This is a genomic window from Kitasatospora sp. NPDC059408 (assembly GCF_042751525.1).
Lineage (GTDB): Bacteria > Actinomycetota > Actinomycetes > Streptomycetales > Streptomycetaceae > Kitasatospora.
Window position 1 is genome coordinate 1 of sequence record NZ_JBHYWI010000065.1, and the last position, 21,790, is coordinate 21,790.

At 72.0% G+C, this 21,790-nt stretch carries 25 protein-coding genes; 8 read left to right on the top strand and 17 right to left on the bottom strand.

Annotation, left to right across the window (positions count from 1 at the left end; all coding sequences use genetic code 11):
* Window positions 1-46: 46 nt before the first annotated feature.
* Window positions 47-556: a hypothetical protein gene (locus tag ACFXDE_RS32415; protein ID WP_380498156.1), complete on the bottom strand. Its 510-nt coding sequence runs from the start codon at window positions 554-556 to the stop codon at window positions 47-49.
* A gap of 142 nt (window positions 557-698) precedes the next feature.
* On the opposite strand from ACFXDE_RS32415, the gene ACFXDE_RS32420 reads away from it, so the two are divergent.
* Window positions 699-1,277, top strand: coding sequence for an NADAR family protein (locus tag ACFXDE_RS32420; protein WP_380498157.1), 579 nt, complete (start codon window positions 699-701; stop codon window positions 1,275-1,277).
* Window positions 1,278-1,474: 197 nt separating this feature from the next.
* Window positions 1,475-2,530, top strand: a complete 1,056-nt coding sequence (locus ACFXDE_RS32425; protein WP_380498158.1) for a hypothetical protein — start codon at window positions 1,475-1,477, stop codon at window positions 2,528-2,530.
* Between the two features lie 76 nt (window positions 2,531-2,606).
* On the opposite strand, the gene ACFXDE_RS32430 is transcribed toward ACFXDE_RS32425, so the two are convergent.
* Window positions 2,607-3,989: a glycine--tRNA ligase gene (locus tag ACFXDE_RS32430; RefSeq protein WP_359969788.1), complete on the bottom strand. Its 1,383-nt coding sequence runs from the start codon at window positions 3,987-3,989 to the stop codon at window positions 2,607-2,609.
* A 212-nt stretch (window positions 3,990-4,201) separates the two neighbouring features.
* Between ACFXDE_RS32430 and ACFXDE_RS32435 the strand changes: the two genes are divergently transcribed.
* The 4 genes from ACFXDE_RS32435 to ACFXDE_RS32450 are packed head-to-tail and all read left to right on the top strand — an operon-like array spanning window position 4,202 to window position 7,393.
* Window positions 4,202-5,245, top strand: a complete 1,044-nt coding sequence (locus ACFXDE_RS32435; RefSeq protein ID WP_380498159.1) for a metal ABC transporter substrate-binding protein — start codon at window positions 4,202-4,204, stop codon at window positions 5,243-5,245.
* 11 nt (window positions 5,246-5,256) lie between these two features.
* A complete protein-coding gene (locus ACFXDE_RS32440) occupies window positions 5,257-6,021 on the top strand; it encodes a metal ABC transporter ATP-binding protein (protein ID WP_380444819.1) in 765 nt (254 codons plus the stop codon).
* Entirely contained in the window at window positions 6,018-6,947 is a 930-nt protein-coding gene (locus ACFXDE_RS32445) for a metal ABC transporter permease (RefSeq protein WP_380444818.1), read from the top strand. The genes ACFXDE_RS32440 and ACFXDE_RS32445 overlap by 4 nt, the downstream gene beginning before the upstream one ends.
* Window positions 6,948-6,982: 35 nt before the next feature.
* Window positions 6,983-7,393, top strand: a complete 411-nt coding sequence (locus ACFXDE_RS32450) for a Fur family transcriptional regulator (RefSeq protein WP_329931091.1) — start codon at window positions 6,983-6,985, stop codon at window positions 7,391-7,393.
* Between the two features lie 72 nt (window positions 7,394-7,465).
* Here ACFXDE_RS32450 and ACFXDE_RS32455 read toward each other — a convergent pair whose 3' ends face one another.
* From ACFXDE_RS32455 to leuA, 4 genes are all read right to left on the bottom strand, one after another.
* Window positions 7,466-8,302 (bottom strand): isoprenyl transferase, encoded by an 837-nt coding sequence (locus tag ACFXDE_RS32455; RefSeq protein WP_380444817.1) that lies wholly within the window; start codon window positions 8,300-8,302, stop codon window positions 7,466-7,468.
* Window positions 8,303-8,306: 4 nt separating this feature from the next.
* Window positions 8,307-9,053 carry a DNA repair protein RecO gene (gene recO / locus ACFXDE_RS32460; protein WP_359969802.1) on the bottom strand — a complete coding sequence of 249 codons (747 nt, stop codon included), beginning with the start codon at window positions 9,051-9,053 and terminating at the stop codon, window positions 8,307-8,309.
* Window positions 9,054-9,284: 231 nt separating this feature from the next.
* The gene (locus ACFXDE_RS32465) at window positions 9,285-9,977 is read right to left on the bottom strand and encodes a TerB family tellurite resistance protein (RefSeq protein WP_380444816.1); all 693 of its coding nucleotides are present in this window, start codon (window positions 9,975-9,977) and stop codon (window positions 9,285-9,287) included.
* Between the two features lie 240 nt (window positions 9,978-10,217).
* Window positions 10,218-12,014, bottom strand: a complete 1,797-nt coding sequence (gene leuA, locus ACFXDE_RS32470) for a 2-isopropylmalate synthase (RefSeq protein ID WP_380444815.1) — start codon at window positions 12,012-12,014, stop codon at window positions 10,218-10,220.
* A 349-nt stretch (window positions 12,015-12,363) separates the two neighbouring features.
* Here leuA and ACFXDE_RS32475 point away from each other — a divergent pair, with 349 nt between their 5' ends.
* Both ACFXDE_RS32475 and ACFXDE_RS32480 read left to right on the top strand, forming a co-directional pair.
* A complete protein-coding gene (locus ACFXDE_RS32475; protein WP_380498160.1) occupies window positions 12,364-13,413 on the top strand; it encodes a M4 family metallopeptidase in 1,050 nt (349 codons plus the stop codon).
* Between the two features lie 143 nt (window positions 13,414-13,556).
* Window positions 13,557-13,823: a protealysin inhibitor emfourin gene (locus ACFXDE_RS32480; RefSeq protein WP_329931097.1), complete on the top strand. Its 267-nt coding sequence runs from the start codon at window positions 13,557-13,559 to the stop codon at window positions 13,821-13,823.
* Window positions 13,824-13,869: 46 nt separating this feature from the next.
* On the opposite strand, the gene era is transcribed toward ACFXDE_RS32480, so the two are convergent.
* The 11 genes from era to ACFXDE_RS32535 form a co-directional block, all read right to left on the bottom strand.
* The gene (era, locus tag ACFXDE_RS32485) at window positions 13,870-14,799 is read right to left on the bottom strand and encodes a GTPase Era (protein WP_359969813.1); all 930 of its coding nucleotides are present in this window, start codon (window positions 14,797-14,799) and stop codon (window positions 13,870-13,872) included.
* Window positions 14,800-14,848: 49 nt separating this feature from the next.
* Window positions 14,849-15,010 (bottom strand): hypothetical protein, encoded by a 162-nt coding sequence (locus ACFXDE_RS32490; protein ID WP_380444812.1) that lies wholly within the window; start codon window positions 15,008-15,010, stop codon window positions 14,849-14,851.
* Between the two features lie 102 nt (window positions 15,011-15,112).
* Window positions 15,113-15,466: a cytidine deaminase gene (locus tag ACFXDE_RS32495; protein ID WP_380498161.1), complete on the bottom strand. Its 354-nt coding sequence runs from the start codon at window positions 15,464-15,466 to the stop codon at window positions 15,113-15,115.
* Window positions 15,467-15,512: 46 nt separating this feature from the next.
* The gene (locus ACFXDE_RS32500; protein ID WP_380498162.1) at window positions 15,513-16,058 is read right to left on the bottom strand and encodes a DUF4383 domain-containing protein; all 546 of its coding nucleotides are present in this window, start codon (window positions 16,056-16,058) and stop codon (window positions 15,513-15,515) included.
* Window positions 16,059-16,096: 38 nt separating this feature from the next.
* Complete coding sequence (locus ACFXDE_RS32505; RefSeq protein ID WP_380444808.1) at window positions 16,097-16,333, bottom strand: hypothetical protein; 237 nt, start codon at window positions 16,331-16,333, stop codon at window positions 16,097-16,099.
* Between the two features lie 43 nt (window positions 16,334-16,376).
* Window positions 16,377-17,702 carry a hemolysin family protein gene (locus tag ACFXDE_RS32510; RefSeq protein ID WP_380444806.1) on the bottom strand — a complete coding sequence of 442 codons (1,326 nt, stop codon included), beginning with the start codon at window positions 17,700-17,702 and terminating at the stop codon, window positions 16,377-16,379.
* A 19-nt stretch (window positions 17,703-17,721) separates the two neighbouring features.
* The gene (gene ybeY / locus ACFXDE_RS32515; RefSeq protein ID WP_359969828.1) at window positions 17,722-18,216 is read right to left on the bottom strand and encodes an rRNA maturation RNase YbeY; all 495 of its coding nucleotides are present in this window, start codon (window positions 18,214-18,216) and stop codon (window positions 17,722-17,724) included.
* 14 nt (window positions 18,217-18,230) lie between these two features.
* The gene (locus ACFXDE_RS32520) at window positions 18,231-19,367 is read right to left on the bottom strand and encodes a PhoH family protein (protein WP_380444804.1); all 1,137 of its coding nucleotides are present in this window, start codon (window positions 19,365-19,367) and stop codon (window positions 18,231-18,233) included.
* A gap of 206 nt (window positions 19,368-19,573) precedes the next feature.
* Complete coding sequence (locus ACFXDE_RS32525; protein ID WP_380498163.1) at window positions 19,574-20,497, bottom strand: ribonuclease Z; 924 nt, start codon at window positions 20,495-20,497, stop codon at window positions 19,574-19,576.
* A 5-nt stretch (window positions 20,498-20,502) separates the two neighbouring features.
* Window positions 20,503-20,856, bottom strand: coding sequence for a histidine triad nucleotide-binding protein (locus ACFXDE_RS32530; protein ID WP_380444801.1), 354 nt, complete (start codon window positions 20,854-20,856; stop codon window positions 20,503-20,505).
* A gap of 65 nt (window positions 20,857-20,921) precedes the next feature.
* A complete protein-coding gene (locus ACFXDE_RS32535) occupies window positions 20,922-21,719 on the bottom strand; it encodes an RDD family protein (protein ID WP_380498164.1) in 798 nt (265 codons plus the stop codon).
* Window positions 21,720-21,790: the final 71 nt, after the last annotated feature.

Sequence of the window (21,790 nt, forward strand, 5' to 3'; positions counted from 1 at the left end):
GGCCCGGATCGCGGGGATCCGGGCCCTCGGGGAGTCGAGTGCGGGCTCAGGCGGTGGCGGCCGGCTCGGCGTCCAGTTCGGCGAAGAACTCGTCGGCGATCGCGCGCGTGCGCGGCAGGTCACCCAGCGGCTCACCCACCACACGGCCCGCCAGGTCGACGGCGACGGCGATGACGTCCTCCTTGAGCGCGGCCTCCGCGAGCACGCGGTCGGCCTCCAACTGCACCTTGGCCGCCGCGACGATGCCGTCGCGCTGCGCCTGGCCCTCGGCGCGCACCGCCGCGATCAGGGCCGCGCCCTCCTCGGCGGCGTTCTGGCGGATCTCCGCGGCCTCGTGCCGGGCCGCGCTGAGCTCGGCCTGGAGCTGGTCGTGGACGGCCCGCGCCTCCGCCTGCGCGGCCTCCGCCCGCTCGGCCCCGCCCTCGATGGCGTCCGCACGGGCGGCGAGGTTCTTCTCGATGCGCGGCAGCAGCACCGCACCGAGAACGCCGAATATCAGGAAGAAGCAGACGAGGCCGACGACGAGTTCAGCTGGATCTGGCTGCAGTGGTCCCATGCGGCGCATGCTAGTGGGAGCTTTCAACACCCCGGGCGGCGCCCCCTTGGTGACGTCCAGTCAGCCTTGTCCCGCCCGGCTGCTCCGGGTCCGATCGAAATGCGGTTGCGCCGCCTCCGGGACTTCGTGTCAGAATGACGATATGAGCAACGAGCACATGGGGGACCCGGTCGACACCCGCGACCGGACGGAGCTGGCGGCGCTCGTGGACGCCGGCGCCCGGCCGAAGTGGCTGATGTTCTGGGGGCACCGGGCCCGGCAGGACGGCGCGATCGGGCAGGGCGCGCTGAGCCAGTGGTGGCCGTGCCGGTTCACCGTGGACGGCGTGGAGTACGCGAGCGCCGAGCACTGGATGATGGCCGGCAAGGCGCGCATGTTCGGGGACGCCGCGATCGAGCGGCGCGTCCTGGCGGCCCGCACGCCCGCCGAGGCCAAGAAGCTCGGCCGACTGGTCGCGGACTTCGACGAGGCCACCTGGACGGCCGGGCGCTTCGAGCTCGTCGTGGCGGGCAACGTCGCGAAGTTCGGCCAGGACGAGGCCCTGCGCAGCTACCTGCTCGGCACCGCGAACCGCGTCCTCGTCGAGGCCAGCCCGGTCGACCGCGTCTGGGGCATCGGCCTCGCCGCCGACGACGAACGCGCGGAACGCCCGGCCGAGTGGCGCGGGGAGAACCTCCTCGGCTTCGCCCTCATGGAGGCCCGCGCCCGCCTCACCGCCTGAGGCCGGTCGCCCCCCTCACCGCCTGAGGCCGGTCGCCTCCCCCGGAGCGCGACCGGCGCACTTCTCGCAACGACCGCCGTCCGCGCGCTCCTTGACACCAGCCGGAGACGGCCGGACGTGCCCCCGTAACCGCCCCGCCACATTCCGACACCAGGATGTCTCGCAGTCAGGGACCAGATGGACAGGGTGGGGCGATCATGCGCATGCGGTCGAGCGCGCAAGAAAGCGAACTGCAGGCTCACGAACTGCGCGCGGAGCTGGACGAGTTACTCCGCGCCAGCCGGTACGCCGGGCAGCGCGAGCGACGGCTCACCGAGGCGATACAGGCCTCCCCGGACCGGCAGTGGCCGGACGGGGAGCTCATGCGGCAGCTCGCCCAGGCGCGCACGCTGCGCGAGGGCCTGGGCGCCCGGTGCATCCAACTGAGCGACCAGCTACAGCAGTTGGAGTTCGACCTGCGCCAGCACCCGGCGCAGGCGCCGCAATTCGCCACCCCGGAGCCGCCACCGCTGCGCCCGGACATCGGGGCGCTGGCGGGGCGGGTGACCACGCTCCACCGAAGCGGTGCCCTCACCGAGGTGGCCGACCTGCTGACCCAGGCCGCCGTCCGGCTCACCCCGGACGAGACCGCCCAGCTCGCCGGCCTCCTGGCCCGAAGAGGCCCGGGCGAGGCCTCCCGGCAACTCGCCCGCAGCGCCGCGCACACGGCCCCCGAGCACGCCGTCGCGGTGCTCGCCGAACTGCGCGAGGCGGGGCTCGCCGACGAGGCGGCCGAACTGTTCCACGCCTTCTGGGGCTACCCGGCCACCGCCCTGCCCGCCCTCCTCGCGGCCCTGGAGCACGCCGGCCAACTCGCCGACGGGGCCACGCTCCTGTGGGAGTGGGGCTCCGCCCCGACGCCCGAGCTGACCGTCCTCGCCGCCGGCCTCCGGCAGGCGGGCCGCCACAACGACGTCCGGACGCTGCTGCGCCAGGCCGCAGGCCGCCCGACGGCCGACCTCGCGGCCCTCGCGACGGACCTCCCGGCGCCCCTGCCCGCCGTGCTGCTGCACGAGCTCGCCGCGCTCCGCCCGCCCGTCGAACTCGTCCGGCTGGCGGCCTCGCTGGACCACCACCGCGGCCTCTACGACCTGCTCCTGTCCGCCCTGCACGCCGACCCGGCCAGGCACCGCGCGACCCTGGCCGCCCTCCGCGCGGCCGGCCTGCCGACCGAACCCGCCGTGCCCGCCCGCTCCCGCTGGGGCCGGCGGTAGGGCGCCGAGCCCGAACGCGAGGGAGCCCCCGCCCGTCCCGCAGGACGAACGGGGGCTCCCCGGAGAGCGAGCGGCCTCAGCAGCCGATCAGGCGCGCGGCCAGGTACGACTTGACCTGGTCGAGCGAGACGCGCTCCTGCGCCATGGTGTCGCGCTCGCGCACGGTCACCGCGTTGTCCTCAAGGGTGTCGAAGTCGACGGTGACGCAGAACGGCGTGCCGATCTCGTCCTGGCGGCGGTAGCGCTTGCCGATGGCGCCGGCGTCGTCGAACTCGACGTTCCACGCGGTGCGCAGGTCGGCCGCGAGGCCGCGGGCCTTCGGGGACAGCTCGGCGTTGCGCGACAGCGGCAGGACGGCGACCTTGACCGGGGCCAGGCGCGGGTCGAGCCGCATGCCGACGCGCTTCTCCAGGACGCCCTTGGCGTTGGGCGCCTCGTCCTCGAAGTAGGCGTCGATCAGGAAGGCCAGCATGGCGCGGTTGAGGCCGGCCGCCGGCTCGATGACGTACGGGAAGTACCGCTCGCCGCTCTCCTGGTCGAAGTACTTGAGGTCCTGGCCGGAGGCCTCGCTGTGCACCCGCAGGTCGTAGTCGGTGCGGTTGGCGACGCCCTCAAGCTCGGAGAACTCGCTGCCGCCGAAGTTGAAGCGGTACTCGATGTCCACCGTGCGCTTGGCGTAGTGGGAGAGCTTCTCCTTCGGGTGCTCGAAGAAGCGCATGTTCTCGGTGCGCAGGCCGAGGCCGACGTACCAGTCCCAGCGCTGCTGGAGCCAGTACTCGTGCCACTGCTCGTCCTCGCCCGGCTTGACGAAGAACTCCATCTCCATCTGCTCGAACTCGCGGGTGCGGAAGATGAAGTTGCCGGGGGTGATCTCGTTACGGAAGCTCTTGCCGGTCTGGGCGATGCCGAACGGCGGCTTCTTGCGCGAAGTGGTCTGGACGGCCTTGAAGTTGGTGAAGATGCCCTGGGCGGTCTCGGGGCGCAGGAAGGCCAGGCCGCTGGCCTCCTCGGTGACGCCGAGGTGGGTCTTCAGCATGCCCGAGAAGTCCTTGGGCTCGGTGAACTGGCCCTTGGTGCCGCAGTCGGGGCAGTTGACGTCCTTGAGGCCGTTCGGCGGCGGGAAGCCGTGCTTGGCCTCGTACTTCTCCTCAAGGTGGTCGGCGCGGTGGCGCTTGTGGCAGGAGAGGCACTCGGTCAGCGGGTCGTTGAAGGTGGCGACGTGGCCGGAGGCCTCCCACACCTCGCGGGCGAGGATCACCGACGAGTCCAGTCCGACGACGTCCTCACGGGCCTGCACCATCGTGCGCCACCACTGGCGCTTGATGTTCTCCTTGAGCTCGACGCCCAGCGGCCCGTAGTCCCAGGCGGCACGCGTACCGCCGTAGATCTCGCTGCAGGGGTAGACGAAGCCACGGCGCTTGCTCAGGCTGACGATCGTGTCGATCTTGTCGGCGGCCACAGTGCTCTCTTCAGTACGTAAGGCACGGTCAGGGCACGGCTGGTTGCTCGTACCCGAATACCTCAGATTACCGGCCCCATGGGTACGGGGTTCAAATCGGTATCGTCGGACCGGCCCCACTGATTCCCATCGCACCACCCGAGCCGGTCACCCGCCGTTCACCCACCCGAGTGATTTGACAATCGTTTCCAATCAAGATGAGAATGATTGTCATGATGATCCGACGACACGCTCGCACCTCCATAGCCTTGGCCGCCACCACGATCGCCGCCGCGCTCACGCTCACCGCGTGCGGCGGCAGCAGCAGCGCCAAGGACGCGGACGGCAAGCTGAACGTCGTCGCCTCCTTCTACCCGATGGAGTTCCTCGCCCAGCAGATCGGCAAGGACCACGTCGCGGTCACCGACCTCACCGCCCCTGGCGTCGAGCCGCACGACCTGGAGCTCACCGCCAAGCAGGTCGCGAGCGTCCAGAAGGCCGACGCGATCCTCTACCTCAAGGGCCTGCAGCCGACCGTCGACCAGGCCGTCGGCCAGTCCTCCGCGAAGGCGAAGATCGACGCCACCGCCGCCAGCCCGCTGGTCGACCACCACCTCGACGAGGACACCGCCGCGGGCGACGGCCACAAGCACGACGGCCCGGCCGGCGACCCGCACATCTGGCTCGACCCGGCCCGCTACGCGGCGATCGCCAAGAGCGTCGGCGACTCCTTCGCCAAGGCCGACCCGGCCCACGCGGACGACTACCGGAAGAACACCGACGACCTCGTCAACCGGCTCGGCGCCCTGGACAAGGAGTTCCAGACCGGGCTGAAGGACGCCAGGACCAGGACCTTCGTCACCAGCCACGCCGCCTTCGGCTACCTCGCCGACCACTACGGCCTCACCCAGGTCGCCATCAACGGCGTCGACCCGGAGTCCGAGCCCACCCCGGCCCGCCTCGCCGCGGTGCAGAAGGCCGCCAAGGACAACGGCGTCACCACGATCTTCTTCGAGGCCCTCGTCGACCCCAAGCTCGCCAACACCGTCGCCAAGGACCTCGGCCTCAAGACCGCGGTCCTGGACCCGCTGGAGGGCGTCAAGACCGATGCATCCAACGGCGTGGCCAAGGACGACTACCTGAGCGTGATGCGGCAGAACCTGGCCAACCTCCAGGCCGCCCTGGGCGCAGCTCCTGCCGCCGCCCCGACCGGCACTGCCCCGACGACGGACGCCCCGACCAGCCCCGCCCCGACCCCCGCGCCCACCGCCAGCTGACGGGACCCCCGATGAACCACCCGATACCCCCGGCCGTCCGCCTCCACAGCGCCGTCGCCTCGCGCGGCGGCCGGCCGGTGCTGCGCGGGATCGACCTCACGGTCGAGCCCGGCGAGGTCGTCGCCCTGCTCGGCGCGAACGGCTCCGGCAAGTCGACCACCGTCAAGACCGTGATCGGCTCCGTCCCGCTGGAGCAGGGCGCGCTGGAGCTGTTCGGCATCCCCTTCGCCAAGTTCCGCGCCTGGCACCGGATCGGGTACGTCCCGCAGCGCACCACCGCCGCCTCCGGCGTCCCGGCGACGGTGCGCGAGGTCGTCTCCACCGGACGGCTCCCGCAGCACCGCCTGCTGCCGTTCCGCCGCAGGGACCGGGACGCCGTGGACCGCGCGCTCGCCGCCGTCGGCATGCTCGACCGGGCCGGGGACGGCGTCGGCGACCTCTCCGGCGGCCAGCAGCAGCGCGTGCTCATCGCCCGCGCCCTGGTCGGCTCCCCCGACCTGCTGATCATGGACGAGCCGATGGCCGGCGTCGACGCCGCCAGCCAGCAGGTGCTCGCCGACACCCTGCGCGCCGAGGTCGCCCGAGGCGCCTCCGTGCTCCTCGTCCTGCACGAACTCGGGCCGCTGGAGCCGCTGATCGACCGCGCCGTGGTGCTCCGGGACGGCTGCGTCGCGCACGACGGCCCGCCGGTCCCAAACACCGGCCTGCACGCCCTGCCCGGCCACGACCACGTCCACCCGCACGCCGACCACACCCCGCCGAGGCTGCTCGCATGACCGAGATGCTCTCCTACGACTTCATGCAACGCGCCCTGCTCGCCGCCGTACTGGTCGGGATCACCGCCCCCGCCGTCGGCATCTACCTGGTGCAGCGCCGCCAGGCCCTGATGGGCGACGGCATGGGCCACGTCGCGATGACCGGCGTCGGACTCGGCTTCATCTTCCAGACCAGCCCGGTCTGGATGGCCGTCCTGGTCTGCGTGCTCGGCGCCGTCACCATGGAGCTCGTCCGCTCGCGCGGCAACCAGCGCGGCGACATCGCCCTCGCGATGCTCTTCTACGGCGGCATGGCCTGCGGCAAGCTCCTCGTCTCGCTCTCCGCCCAGGCCGGGGCCGGCTCGCTGGAGAGCTACCTGTGGGGCTCCATCCTCACCGTCGCCCCCGCGGACCTCGCCGCGATCGCCGCACTCGGCGCGGTGGTCATCGCCGTCACCGTCGGCCTGCGCCGCCAGCTCTTCGCGATCTGCCAGGACGAGGACTTCGCCCGGGTCACCGGCCTGCCGGTGCGCACGCTCAACCTGCTGCTCGCGGTCATGGCCGCGGTCACCGTCACCGTCGCCATGCGGGTCGTCGGCCTGCTGCTGGTCAGCGCCCTGATGGTGGTCCCGGTGGTGGCCGCCCAGCAGCTCACCCGCTCCTTCGCCGCCACCCAGGCGGCCTCGATCGCGCTCGGCGTGGTCGTCTCGCTGGCCGGCGTCACCGGCTCCTACCAGCTCGACGTGCCCTCCGGCCCGGCCATCGTGCTGCTCGCCATCGCGGTCTTCGCGGTGTTCAGCGCGATCGCCGCGCCGCTGGCCCGACGCCGCCACCGGGCGGGCGCCGACCCGGGGCCGCGCGAGTGCGACGTCCAACTGCCCGGACGGGCTTCTTCGAACACCTCTGACGCGGGCACGCCGGAGGGGCGGGCGGGGCTGGCACAATGAGGTGCGAGACGCCCACCACCCCAGGAGGACCCACGGTGACCACCGCCGGCCCGTCGCCGCGTGCCCGATCGACCCGGCAGCGTGCCGCCGTCTCGGCGGCCCTGGACGAGATCGAGGACTTCCGCAGCGCGCAGGAGCTCCACGACATGCTCAAGCACCGCGGAGACTCCGTCGGGCTGACCACGGTCTACCGCACGCTCCAGTCCCTCGCCGACGCCGGCGAGGTCGACGTGCTGCGCACCGCCGACGGCGAGGCGGTGTACCGGCGCTGCAGCAGCGGTCACCACCACCACCTGGTCTGCCGGCACTGCGGCGCGACCGTCGAGGTCGAGGGCCCGGCGGTGGAGCGGTGGGCCAACTCCGTCGCCTCGGAGCACGGGTTCAGCGACATCGCGCACACGCTGGAGATCTTCGGCACCTGCGCGGAGTGCGCCAAGAAGGCCTGACGGGCCGCACACGCCTGACGGAACGACGGAAAGGCCCGTGGGAACGGATCCCACGGGCCCTTCGTCGTGTCCTCAGCGCTGCGCGGGGACTCCCTGCGCGGGCACCTCGTTCGGGATGGCCCCGCCGAAGCGCCGGTCGCGCATCGCGTACTGCTCGCAGGCACGCCACAGGTCGCGGCGGTCGAAGTCCGGCCAGAGCACGTCCTGGAACACGAACTCGGCGTAAGCGGACTGCCAGAGCAGGAAGTTGGAGGTGCGCTGCTCGCCGCTGGGGCGCAGGAACAGGTCCACGTCCGGCATGTCCGGGTGGTACAGGTACTTGGCGATGGTCTTCTCGCCGACCTTCTTCGGGTCGAGCTTGCCGGACGCGACGTCGGCCGCGATGGCCTGCGCCGCGTCCGCCAGTTCGGCCCGGCCGCCGTAGTTGACGCACATGTAGAGCGTGACGGCGTCGTTGTCCTTGGTCTGCTCCTCGGCGACCTTGAGCTCCTGGACGACGCTCTTCCACAGCTTGGGCATCCGGCCGGCCCAGCGCACCCGCACGCCCATCGCGTCCATCTCGTCGCGGCGGCGGTGGATGACGTCCCGGTTGAAGTTCATCAGGAACTTCACCTCGTCGGGCGAGCGCTTCCAGTTCTCGGTGGAGAACGCGTACAGCGAGATGTTCTTCACGCCGAGCTCGATCGCGCCCTTGAGCACGTCCAGCACGACCGCCTCGCCGACCTTGTGGCCCTCGGTGCGCGGCAGCCCGCGCTCCTTGGCCCAGCGGCCGTTGCCGTCCATCACGATGGCGACGTGGTTCGGCACCAGCTCGCCGGGGATCTTCGGGGGCCGGGCGCCGCTGGGGTGCGGGGTCGGGGGGAGGTACTCCCGCTGCTTGCCGCCGCCGAAGAGCCGTCGCGCTGCCATGTGCTCACTTCTCCACGTATCTCATCGAGCGGATTCCCCGCTCCAGGTGCCACTGCAGATAGGCCGCGACGAGGCCGCTGCCCTCCCGCCAGTACCGCGGCTCGCAGGAATCCGCCGTCTGCCAGTCGCCCGACAGCAGCGCCCCGAGCAGTACCAGTGTCTCAGGGGAGGGTACGGCACATCCGGGCACTCGGCAGTCCGCGCACAGGACCCCGCCCGCCGGGAGCGAGAAGAAACGGTTCGGCCCGTCCAGCCCGCACTTGGCGCAGTCGGTGAAGCTCGCGCCGTACCCGTTCACCGCGAGCGAGCGCAGCAGGAAGGCGTCCAGCACCAGGTGCGACTCGTGCAGCCCCGCCGCGAGCGTGCGCAGACCCCCCACGAGCAGCAGGTACTGCTGGACGGCCGGCTCGCCCTCGTTCTCGGCGAAGCGCTCGGCCGTCTCCAGCATCGCCGTCCCGGCGGTGTACCGGCCGTAGTCGGTGACGATCGAACCGCCGTACGGCGCGATCGTCTCGACCTGGGTGCACAGCGGCAACCCGCGGCCGATCAGCTCACTCCCCCGGCTGAAGAACTGCACGTCCACGTGCGAGAACGGCTCCAGCCGGGCGCCGAACTTGGACTTGGTCTTGCGCACCCCGCGCGCCACCGCGCGCACCTTGCCGTGCTGGCGGGTCAGCAGGGTGATGATCCGGTCGGCCTCGCCGAGCTTCTGCGCCCGCAGCACCACGCCGTCGTCCCGGAACAAGCTCATGCGCCCGCCTCGCTACGCTCGGCAGGGGCATTCGCCCACTCGCACCTGTTCAATGACTCGCTCGCTCCGCCATGCCCACCATTGTCGCCCACCCGGGCGCAGCCGTGTGCCCGCACCCAGGCCGTGGGGGAGGACCTGTGCGGTGCGGGTCACGGCGGGCCCGGAGGGGGGAGACGGGCCCGTTTGTGGGGGTTGGTGATGGCTCTGCGGCAGTGTGTGGAGAGAGCAGGTCTAGTACGGCGCCCGGGTGGCCGCCTCCAGCAGCGCCGAGACCCGGGTCTGGGGCAGGTCCAGGCAGCGCCCGACCGCGGCCAGCGCCTCCCGCTCCTGCGGCAGGTAGCGCCCGTCGGCGAGCGCGATCGCCGCGCCCTGGAGCAGCAGCCGCTCGCGGCCCTGGTGGGCCAGGTGCGGGGCGAGCGGTTCGAGCACCGCGTGCAGTTCCACGGCGAGGCCGCCGGCCTCCCCCAGCCTCCGGCCGGGAGGTGCCCCCAGGTCCTGGGCGTCGTAGAGTTCGCCGCCGAGCCCGGACAGGGCGGCGAGCGCGGCCAGCACCTGGGCCTCGCCGCAGTCCTCGAACCCGGCCTCGCGCACCGCCGCGCAGGCGGCCTCGCGGGCCGCGCGGTGGGCGGTGCCGCCGGCCGCGAGCAGGGCCAGCGCGATCGTGTACTGGGCGTCCCGCAGCATGCCGCCGAGCCGGACGCAGGTGGGCTGTTCGAGGCTCTCGACCCCGTACCGGCCGTCGCAGCCGGTGCACTGCACGCTGCCGATCACCGGTCCGAGCGGGAGCACCGGGGTGCCCAGCAGCCGCAGCCACCGCCGGCCGTGCTGCCGACGGTAGTTGCGGTCCCCGCCGCAGCCCGGGCAGAAGAAGTCACCGAGAACGTCGGTCCGCCACCTCGGGCGAACACCCCACAAGCTGGTCACGGCGCCACTCCCCAGACATGGCAGGCGGCCTGCACAACTATGGGCAGGTCACGCGACCGGACACCGAGGCCGTCCCACCGACCCGGCTTTCCGGTGGATCGATGTTGCCACGCCCGGAGGCGGGTGTCAGTACCCCGAACGCCTTCCGGAGCGAAAAAATGTGGCCCAGGACACAGTCGGGGCGGGCAACGCCGAGGGCCGCCCCGCAGGACGGCCCTCCGTGCGTGCCACTCGTACGAACTACCCGCGCTGCGCCCGGTTGACGGCGCTGATCATCGCCTTCAGGGACGCCAGCACGGTGTTGGCGTCGATGCCCACGCCCCACAGCACCTTGCCGTCCACCGCGCACTCGACGTACGCGGCGGCCTGGGCGTCGCCGCCCTCGCTCAGCGCGTGCTCGGAGTAGTCCAGAACGCGCACGTCCACGTCGATCCGGCCCAGCGCGTCGGCGAACGCGGAGACCGGGCCGTTGCCGACACCGGTCAGGGTGACCGGCACGCCGTCCACCACGGCGCCGGCGATCAGCGCGTCCCGGCCGTCCTCGGTGGTCAGGGTGCGCGAACCGCTCAGCGTGATCCGGCCCCACGGGTTGTCCGTGGTCGGCAGGTACTCGTCCTCGAAGACCCGCCAGATCTCGGCCGGGGTGACCTCGCCGCCCTCGGCGTCGGTCTTGGCCTGGATGATCCGGGAGAACTCGATCTGCATGCGGCGCGGCAGGTCCAGCTTGTGGTCGTTCTTCAGGACGTACGCGACGCCGCCCTTGCCGGACTGGCTGTTGACCCGGATGACCGCCTCGTAGGTGCGACCGACGTCCTTCGGGTCGATCGGCAGGTACGGCACGCCCCAGGTGTGCTCCGCCACCGGCACGCCCGCCGCCTTCGCGTCCGCCTCCAGGGCGTCGAAGCCCTTCTTGATGGCGTCCTGGTGCGAGCCCGAGAAGGAGGTGTAGACCAGGTCGCCGGCGTACGGGTGGCGCGGGTGCACCTCCATCTGGTTGCAGTACTCGGCGGTGCGGCGCACCTCGTCGATGTCGGAGAAGTCGATCTGCGGGTCGACGCCCTGCGAGAACAGGTTCATGCCCAGGGTCACCAGGTCGACGTTGCCGGTCCGCTCGCCCTGGCCGAACAGGCAGCCCTCGATGCGGTCCGCACCGGCCATGTAGGCCAGCTCGGCGGAGGCGACGGCGGTGCCGCGGTCGTTGTGCGGGTGCACCGACAGACAGACGAACTCGCGGCGCGACAGGTTGCGCGACATCCACTCGAACTGGTCGGCCTGGACGTTCGGGGTGGCCCGCTCGATGGTGGCCGGCAGGTTCAGGATGATCTCGCGGCCCTCGCCCGGCTGCCAGACGTCCATGACCGCCTCGCAGACCTCCAGCGCGAAGTCCAGCTCGGTGTCGACGAAGATCTCCGGCGAGTACTGGTAGCCGAAGACGGTGTCCTCGCCCAGCAGCTTCTCCGCGTACTCCATCACCAGCCGGGTGCCGTCGGTGGCGATCGCCTTGGTGGCCGCCATGTCGTTGCGGAACACCACCCGGCGGAACAGCGGCGCGGTCGCGTTGTACAGGTGGACGGTCGCGCGCGGGGCGCCGACCAGCGACTCGACGGTCTTCTCGATCAGCTCCTCGCGGGCCTGCGTCAGCACCGAGATGGTGACGTCCTCGGGGATCGCCCCCTCCTCGATCAGCGACCGTACGAAGGCGTGGTCGGTGGCCCCGGAGGACGGGAAGCCGACCTCGATCTCCTTGTAGCCCATCGAGACCAGCAGGTCGAACATCTTGCGCTTGCGGGCCGGCGACATCGGGTCGATCAGCGCCTGGTTGCCGTCCCGCAGGTCGGTGGACAGCCAGCGCGGCGCCTTGGTGATCACCTTGTCCGGCCAGGTGCGGTCGGGCAGGTCGACCGTGCCGAACGGCAGGTAGCGCCCGTGGCGCATGCCGGACGGCTGCTGGCGCACGCTCGCGGCGGTGATCGGGGTGGGACGGTCGACGAAGGCCCGGCCGGCGGGGATGGGCGCGGCGGAGGTCTGCTCGGTCATGGAACGGCTCTCGGCTTCCTGTGGGTGCGGGGCTGGTCGGGTCCTGTGAAAGGGGGGAAAACACCGACTGGCCGGCCTGCTGCCGCTCACGATCCGCCGTTGGACCGCCGGATGACGCGCACAGCTCGATCCCCGCGGCGAGGGAGCCGGCCCCAGTGGACTACAGGCCCTCGACGCGGCAGCTAAGAAGAAGCAGCCCGTTGCGCATGATGATCCCCAGCGTAACCGAGGCACGTGCGCCCCCGAAGTGATCCGGGCAACCTTCCCACTCCTTGAGACGGCGGCACCGGCGCCTCCGCTTGCGCGCGCGCCGGTGACAACTGGTCATCGAAGCCTCACTCTGGGCCACATGACTGCCGCGCCGCCGCTGTGCACCATCGTTCCGCCGTACGTCCTGGACCACCTCGCCGAGGCCGGTCACGAGCCCGCCGCCCGCTCCCTGCTCCTCGACGCCGCCCACCGCTCGACCCGCCACGCCGCTCCCCCGGCCGCCCCCGCCGGCCCCGCCCGCCCTGCCGATCCGGGTGCCACCGGGCTCAGCCGGGTGATCGCCGACACCGGCCACAGCGAGCGGCTGCCCGGACGGACCGTCCGCACCGAGGGCCAGGCCCCGGTCGCCGACCGGTCCGTCGACCACGCCTACGACGGCCTCGGCGCGACCTTCGCGCTGTACGCCGACGCCTTCGGCCGCCGCTCCGTCGACGGCCGCGGGCTGCGGCTGGACGCGACGGTGCACTACGGCCAGGACTACGACAACGCGTTCTGGAACGGCAAGCGGATGGTCTTCGGCGACGGCGACGGCGAGGTGTTCGGCGACTTCACCGCCTGCATCGACGTCATCGGCCACGAACTCACCCACGGCGTCACCCAGTTCACCGCCGGCCTGGAGTACCGGGACCAGCCGGGGGCGCTCAACGAGTCGGTCTCCGACGTCTTCGGCTCGCTGGTCAAGCAGTACGCGCTGCGCCAGGGCGCGGCCGACGCCGACTGGCTGATCGGCGCCGGCCTGCTCGTCCCCGGCGTGCAGGGCGTCGCGCTGCGCTCGATGAAGGCGCCCGGCACCGCCTACGACGACCCGCGCCTCGGCAAGGACCCGCAGCCGGCGCACATGCGGGACTACGTGCAGACCTCCGGGGACAACGGCGGCGTGCACATCAACTCCGGCATCCCCAACCACGCGTTCTACCTGCTGGCCACCGCGCTCGGCGGCTCGGCCTGGGAGTGCGCCGGACGGATCTGGTACGACGCGCTGACCGGCCGCCGGCTGCCCGCCGACGCCGACTTCACCGCCTTCGCCCGGGCCACCGTGGCCGCCGCCAAGGCCCGTTACCCCGACCGGAGTTCGATCGCGGACACCGTGACGGCCGCATGGGCGCAGGTGGGCGTCAGCCCCGGCTGACGGCACCCCGGCCCCCGAACTCCCGTTCCCCGGGCCGGGGAGCGGGAGTTCGGGACCGGCCGAGACCAGGTTGAGCCGGGCTTAAGGTCACGGTCCGGGAAAAGCCCGGCAAAAACCCATCCCTACGTAGCACCATGGCCACCATGCGTATCCAGGTGACCCGGACCGGCGGCCTCGCGGGAATCGTCCGCCGCGCGGAGCTCGACACCACCGACCGTACGGACGCCCCGCACGTCCACGCGCTCGCCCGCGAGGCCGTCGCGGGCGGGCTGCGGGCCCCGTCGTACGGGGTGCCGGACGGCTTCCACTACGAGATCACCGTCGACGGCCGCACGGTCCACTGCGCCGACCCGAAGCTCACCGACTCGCAGCGCGAGCTGGTGTCGCTGGTGCTGCGCGAGGGCGCGTAGGACGTTCCCCGGGCACCCCCCGCGCGGCACCCGGCCCCGCGGCCGGTCAGAACCCGAGCTTGCGCAGCTGCTTCGGGTCGCGCTGCCAGTCCTTGGCCACCTTGACGTGCAGGTCGAGGAAGACCGGCGTGCCGAGCAGCGCCTCGATGTGCTTGCGGGCCGTCGTGCCGACGTGCTTGAGCCGCGCGCCCTTGGCGCCGATGACGATCGCCTTCTGGCTCTGCCGCTCGATGTAGACGTTCGCGTGGATGTCCAGCAGCGGACGGTCCGCCGGGCGGCCCTCGCGCGGCAGCATCTCCTCGACCACGACGGCCAGCGAGTGCGGCAGCTCGTCCCGCACGCCCTCCAGGGCGGCCTCGCGGATCAGCTCGGCGACCATGATCTGCTCGGGCTCGTCGGTGAGGTCGCCGTCCGGGTACAGCGGCATGCCCTCCGGCAGCAGCTTGGTGATCAGGTCGGCGACCAGCTCCACCTGCTTGTCGCCCACCGCCGAGACCGGGATGATCTCGGCCCACTCGATGCCCAGCTCGACGCCGAGCTGGTGGACGGCGATCAGCTGCTCGGCCAGCCGCTTGGAGTCGACCAGGTCGGTCTTGGTGACGATGGCGACCTTGGGGGTCTTCTTGATCTCGGCGAGCTCCTTGGCGATGAACTTGTCGCCGGGGCCGAGCTTCTGGTCGGCGGGCAGGCAGAAGCCGATCACGTCGACCTCGGCCCAGGTGGAGCGGACCAGGTCGTTGAGGCGCTCGCCGAGCAGGGTGCGGGGCTTGTGCAGACCGGGGGTGTCCACCAGGACGAGCTGGGCGTCCGGGCGGTGGACGATGCCGCGCACGGTGTGCCGGGTGGTCTGCGGACGGTCGGAGGTGATCGCGACCTTCGTCCCCACCAGGGCGTTGGTCAGGGTCGACTTGCCCGCGTTGGGCCGGCCGACGAAGCACGCGAATCCGGATCGGTACGGGGAGGAAGGGGCACTCATGCGCTCCATTCTCCCTGATCACCGGGAGCCGGCCGACCCGACCGCGCGGTCAGCCCTTGGAACCGCCGCCGCGCGAGGTCAGCGCGGCGACGATCAGCAGCAGGAGGAAGGCCAGCGAGCCCCCGAGCCACCAGGGCGAGCCGGTCTCCTGCCACTTGCCCATCCCCATCACGAACAGCAGCAGCCCGGCGAAGAACGCCACCGTGCCCATGTCCCCAGCCCCCTCACCGATTCCCCTCCGGTGAGATTATCTGCTGAACGCAGGAGCGTTCCGCCGGGCCGCCGACGCGTCGGGAACGCGCGAGAAGGCCCCTCAGGAGGCCTGGACCGCCACCCGGAGCGTCCCGTCCGGACCGGCCAGCAGCAGCGGCGTCCCGGCCCCGCCGAGGTCCCGCACGGCCGCCAGGTCGGCCTCGGCCGGCCGCTCCGCCTCGCTCACCACGGCCGCCGCCTCCAGCGACTTCGCCCCGCTGGCCACCGCCATCGCGACGGCCGTCTGCAGCGCGCTCAGCCGCAGCGACTCCAGCGCGACCGTCCCGGCCACGTACGTCCGCCCGGTCTCGTCACGCACCGCGGCCCCCTCGGGGACGCCGTTGCGGGCGCGGGCCGAGCGGGCCAGGGTGATGATCTTCTTGTCTTCGGGGTCGAGCTCGACGTTGTCACTCATGCGCCGAGCATAGGCGCCGACCGGCCCGCGGGGCCCGGGGCGGCCCTCAGTGGCCGACCGGCTGGGTCGGTCCCGGGTTCGGGTTGAGGACCTTGACGAAGGTCTTCGGACCGGACGGCAGCGGCGTCTCCCGCTCGATGCGCCCGCGCCAGAACGGGTTGTCGTGCGGCAGGTGACTGCTCACCCGTCCGTACATCCCGAACGTCGTCACGACGGTCCCGAACACGAAGGCGAACAGCACGTTCGACATCCGGAAGTTGAGGATGTTGGCGTCCGGCCGGCCGAGCACCGTCAGCCCGTAGAACCCGGACAGCACGAACAGCACGCCGACCACCATGTTCAGGTTCGACGCGAAGTTCCCGCCGATCACCGCCCCCACCACCAGGATCGCGCCCACCACGATGGACAGGATGCTCAGCGCCCCGTTGGTCGACAGCCCGGCGACGCGGTCACCGTGCGTCGCGAGGAACCCCGGGTGGTCGGCCAGGCCGAGGCACCCGAACACGATCAGGAAGATCCCCCCGAGCCCCGCCCCGGCCCGCCACACGGTGGCGAGCTTCGAGTCGACGGGCAGTTCGTCTTGCAGCTTCATGGCGACCTCCACCATGGGCCGGCCGGGCGGCACCCGGCCTAGCTGTAGGGATGGCTCCCCTGCATGTGCGGGACCTCGTGCATGTAGAGCGAGCCGCACTGCTGACAGCAGCGCAACCCGGTGCCCCATTCCTGCTCGGGCCGGGTCTCGGCCTCGTCCGCCATGGTCCGGCCGCACAGCGCCATCGCGAGGTCGCCGTCCCGGACCACGTGCCAGACCTTGACCCCGCCCGCCGCCCCTTGCGGGCCGTACTCCGCGCGAAGTTGATGCGTCATGCCCTCCATGGTCGCTCCGCCGCCCCGCCGCCGCTACTCGCGGCTACTCGCCCTGGTCGTCCGAGGGGTCGTCGGCCCGGCGGACGGGGGTGGCGACCATCGAGCCGATGCGGTTGCGGCGGCCGGCGGAGGACTCGGCGGTCAGCAGGATGCCGGTCAGACCGGTGTCGGCGGGTTCGGGCAGCGGGATCTCGCAGGCGGAGCCGGGGATCGGGACGCGGCCGAGGTGTTTGGCGAGCAGGCCGCCGACGGTCTCGACGTCCTCGTCCTCCAGCTCGATGCCGAAGAGTTCGCCGAGGTCCTCGACCAGGAGGCGGGCGGTGATCCGGTAGGAGCCGTCGCCGAGGTCCTCCACGGGCGCGATCTCCCGGTCGTACTCGTCGGTGATCTCGCCGACGATCTCCTCCAGGACGTCCTCGATGGTGACCAGGCCGGCCGTGCCGCCGTACTCGTCGATCACGATCGCCACGTGCGAGCGGCGCTGCTGCATCTCGCGCAGCAGGTCGCCGGCCGGCTTGGAGTCCGGGACGAAGACGGCCGGGCGCATCACCGCGCCGACCTCCTCCGACTCGGCCTCCCGGTTGATGTGGGTGCGCCGGACGAGGTCCTTGAGGTAGACGATGCCGACGACGTCGTCCTCGTTGTCGCCGACCACCGGGATGCGCGAGAAGCCCGAGCGCAGCGCCAGCGTCAGTGCCTGCCGGACGGTCTTGTGCCGCTCGATCATCACCAGGTCGGTGCGCGGCACCATGACCTCGCGGACGATGGTGTCGCCCAGCTCGAAGACCGAGTGCACCATGCGGCGCTCCTCGTCCTCGATCAGGTCGTCCTTCTCGGCGAGGTCGACGAGGGCGCGCAGCTCCGCCTCGGAGGCGAACGGCCCCTCGCGGTAGCCCTTGCCCGGGGTCAGCGCGTTGCCGAGCAGGATCAGCAGCCGCGGGATCGGGCCGAGCACGGCGGCCAGCGGCAGCAGCACGAAAGAGGCCGCGGTCGCCGTGGTCAGCGGGTGCTGGCGCCCGATCGTGCGTGGCGAGACGCCCACCGCGACGAACGACACCAGCACCATCACGCCGAAGGCGAGCAGCACGGCCTGCCACGTCGGGGCCACGTTGCGCACGCACACCACGGTGACCAGGACGGCCGCCGCCATCTCGCTGGCCACCCGGATCAGGGTGGCCAGGTTGAGGTAGCGGATCGGGTCGGAGGCGACGGTCAGCAGCCGGGCCGAGCCGCGCCGCCCGGAGCGGACGGCCTCCTCGGCCCGGAACCGGGACACCCGGGAGATGCCCGCCTCGGCGCACGCGGCCAGCCAGCCGAGCACGACGAGCAGCACGGCACCGAGGATGAAGCTCGTACTCTCACCACTCACAGGAGTTCGGGCTCCGCGCTCAGTGGGTGGTGGGGGCCGGCGAGAGGCCGCCGAGCCCGCGACCGGCCCGCCAGTCGTCGAGGATCCGCTTCTGGAGGGCGAACATCTCTTCCTCCTCCTCGGGCTCCTCGTGGTCGTAGCCGAGCACGTGCAGCACGCCGTGGACGGTGAGCAACTGGAGCTCCTCGTCCATCGAGTGCTTGGACGGGGCCGCCTTGCCCTGCTGCTCGGCGACCTCGGGGCAGAGCACGATGTCGCCGAGCAGGCCCTGCGGCAGCTCCTCGCCCTCCTTGCCGGGGCGCAGCTCGTCCATGGGGAAGGACATCACGTCGGTGGGTCCGGGGAGGTCCATCCACTGGATGTGCAGCTCCTCCATCGCCGCGCCGTCCACCAGGATCACGGACAGTTCGGACTGCGGGTGGATCCGCATCTTCTCCAGGGCGAAGCGGGCGACGTCGAGGATGGCTTCCTCGTCGGCGTCCCAACCGGACTCGTTGGCGATGTCGATCGACATGACGGGCTGTTCGCTCAGCTTTCGGTGCGATGGGACTGTCGGGGTGCGCGGGGCGCCGTGGCCTTGCTCGCCGCGCGCCGCTGGGCGGGCTTGCGGGCGGCCGGGGCGTTGTCCTCGGCCTCCTGCCGGGCGTCCCAGCGTTCGTACGCGTCCACGATCCGGCCGACCAGCTTGTGGCGGACCACGTCGGTGCTGGTGAGGACGGAGAAGTGGATGTCGGGCACGTCGGCCAGGATCTCCTGGACGACCTTGAGACCGCTGCGGGTGCCGCCCGGGAGGTCGATCTGGCTGGTGTCGCCGGTGACCACCACCCGGGAGTTGAAACCGAGGCGGGTGAGGAACATCTTCATCTGCTCGGGCGAGGTGTTCTGGGCCTCGTCCAGGATGATGAAGGCGTCGTTGAGGGTCCGGCCGCGCATGTAGGCGAGCGGGGCGACCTCGATGGTGCCGGCCGCCATCAGGCGCGGGATGGAGTCCGGGTCCATCATGTCGTGCAGCGCGTCGTACAGCGGGCGCAGGTACGGGTCGATCTTCTCGTAGAGGGTGCCGGGCAGGAAACCCAGCCGCTCCCCCGCCTCGACGGCCGGGCGGGTCAGGATGATCCGGTTGACCTCCTTGGCCTGCAGGGCCTGGACGGCCTTGGCCATCGCGAGGTAGGTCTTGCCGGTGCCGGCCGGGCCGAGGCCGAAGACGATCGTGTGCCGGTCGATCGCGTCGACGTAGCGCTGCTGGTTGAGGGTCTTGGGGCGGATCGTGCGGCCGCGGTTGGACAGGATGTTCGCGGTGAACACCTGGGACGGCGCCGGGCTGTCCGGGTCCTCCTCCTGGCTGCGGAGCATGGCGATGGAACGCTCCACGGAGTCCTCCGTGAGGGGCTGGCCGGTGCGCAGCACCAGCATCATCTCGTTGAAGAGCTTCTGCACGAGGCCGACCTCGGCGGGCGCCCCGGTGGCGGTCACCTCGTTGCCGCGGACGTGGATGTCGGCGGCGGGGAAGCCCTGCTCGATCACGCGCAGCAGCGAGTCCGCCGTGCCGAGCAGGGTGACCATCGGGTGCTTCTCGGGAATGACGATCCGGGCGCTGACGCGGCCGTCGTCGGCCGGTTCGGGGCGCGACTGACCATTGGTACGGGTCTGCGATGTGTCACTCATAGGTCGGCGCTGGGGCCTGCCTCATCCCATCCGTGGTGTCGTGTGCCGCTCGGTGTCTCCGGGGCACCAGGGTACGCCGCGAGCGTGATCGCCGCGGCGGGCGGCGGGGCCGCACCCGACGATGCTGCGGCAGATCGGGGGACGGCGCGAGCCCTTTTCGGCGCTCCCGGCCTCACCACGGGTTCCGCGAGCGCGAAGGCGGACGCTCAGGGCAGCCGCCGCGGCGGGACGGGCACCCGGGCGAGGTCGCCGGCGAGCACCAGTTCGCCGTCGAAGTGCTTGCGGGCGTCGGCCAGGTGCTGGCCGAGGTCGGGGTAGCGCTGGGAGAAGTGGGTCAGCACGAGGGTGCGCACACCGGCCTCGGCGGCGGCCTTGGCGGCCTGCCCGGCGGTGAGGTGGCCGTGGTCCTCGGCGAGGTGGGCGTCGGCGTCGGTGAAGGTGGACTCGACGACCAGCAGGTCGGCGCCCTCGGCCAGTTCGTGGACGCCCTCGCAGAGCCGGGTGTCCATCACGAACGCGAACTTCTGGCCGGGCCTGGGCTCGCTGACCTCGTCCAGGGTGACCGTCCGGCCGTCCGCCTCGATCGCGCCCTCGTGCTGCAGCCGGCCGACCGCCGGGCCCCGGATGCCGAGGGCGGCGAGCCGTTCGGGCACCAGGCGGCGGCCATCCGGCTCGGACAGCCGGTAGCCGAAGGACTCCACCGGGTGCGAGAGGCGCACCGCGTCCAGCGCGAAGCGCGCGCCGGGCGCGGGCAGCGGGCCCGGCTCGTCGATCGGGCGCGGGCGCAGCACCGCCGTCTCGTGGTAGGCGGTGGCGTGCCGCAGCCGCTCGAAGTAGACCTCGCCGGAGGCGGGGAAGTAGACGTCGACCGGGTGCGGGACGCGGTCCAGGTTGATCCGCTGGATCACCCCGGCGAGGCCCAGGCAGTGGTCGCCGTGGAAGTGGGTCACGGCGATCCGGGTGATCTGGGTGGCCGAGACCCCGGCGTGCAGCATCTGCCGCTGGGTGCCCTCGCCGGGGTCGAACAGCAGTCCCTCGCCGTCCCAGCGCAGGAGGTAGCCGTTGTGGTTGCGGTGCCGGGTGGGCACCTGGCTGGCGGTGCCGAGGACGACGAGTTCGCGCTGCGACACGTAGGTCAGACCATGCTCTCGGTCATCGGCTTGCCGCCGAGCACGTGCACGTGCGCGTGGAAGACGGTCTGCCCCGCACCGGCGCCGGTGTTGAAGATCAGCCGGTAGTCCTCGACGCCCTCGTCCCTGGCCACCAGGCCCGCCTCGGCGAGGAGTTCGCCGGCGATCTCCGGCTCGGCGGCGGCCAGCGCGGCGGCGTTCGGGTAGTGGACGTGCGGGATGACGAGGACGTGCACCGGCGCCTTCGGGGCGATGTCGCGGAAGGCGAGGACGCGCTCGGTCTTGCGCACCACCGTGGCCGGGATGTCGCCCGCCACGATCTTGCAGAACAGGCAGTCGGGCTGCGGCTCGCCGGCCATCGGATTCTCCTCGGGATCGCGTTCGGGGTCGTGCTTCGTCTGCGCTGGGGCCGTACGGCCGCAGCCTAGCCGAGCCGCCCGGTGGCCTGCTCGTACTCCCGCAGGTGCTTCCAGCGCACGATCCGCACGCCGACGATGTCGCCCTCGCCCTCGAACTCCTCGCTGAGCCAGCTGACCAGCAGGACGACGAAGCCGATCAGCCAACGCCGGGTGAGCCGCCAGGTGTTGGGGTGCATGACGCGCTTGCGGCGGATCACCCGCAGCGCCATGACGCCCTTGCCGACGCTGAAGCCGGTGAGGCGGGCGAGCAGCACCTGGTTGACGAACGACAGGACGAGGCCGGTGGCCAGCAGGCCGACGATCCACGGCACGCCGGCGACCGCGCCGTGCTTGCCCGCGTGGCCGGCCTTGTTCGCGACGGCGAAGGCCGGGCCGACGGCGACCAGGAAGTCGATCAGGATGGCCGGAAAGCGCCGGTAGTTGCTGGTCTCCGGCGGCGTGGGCGCCGCGGTGGCGGCGTCGAACCCCTGCCCGTGGGCCGCGTACGGCTGCGCGGGCTGCGGCTGTTGGGCCGGCTGCGGCTGGTACGGCTGGCCGTGCGCCGGGTACGGGTTCTGCCCGTGCGGCGGGTACGGATTCTGACCGTACTGCGGCTGGGGCTGCTGGTACTGCTGCGGCGACTGTGGCTGCTGGTATGGCTGTGGCGACTGCTGCGGCGGCTGCTGGTACTGCTGCTGCGGCGGCGGCTGCTGCCCGTACGGATTCGGCGGGTACCCCTGCGCCGGGTACGCCTGCTGCGGCGGCTGCGGCTGTGCGTAAGGGTTCTGGCCGTACTGCTGCGGTGATGGATAGCCCTGTGCCATGTGCTCCCCCGTAGAGCTGTCGAGCAAGATCAGCCCCGCATCCTACTCACCGCCCGGAGCGGGAAGTCGGC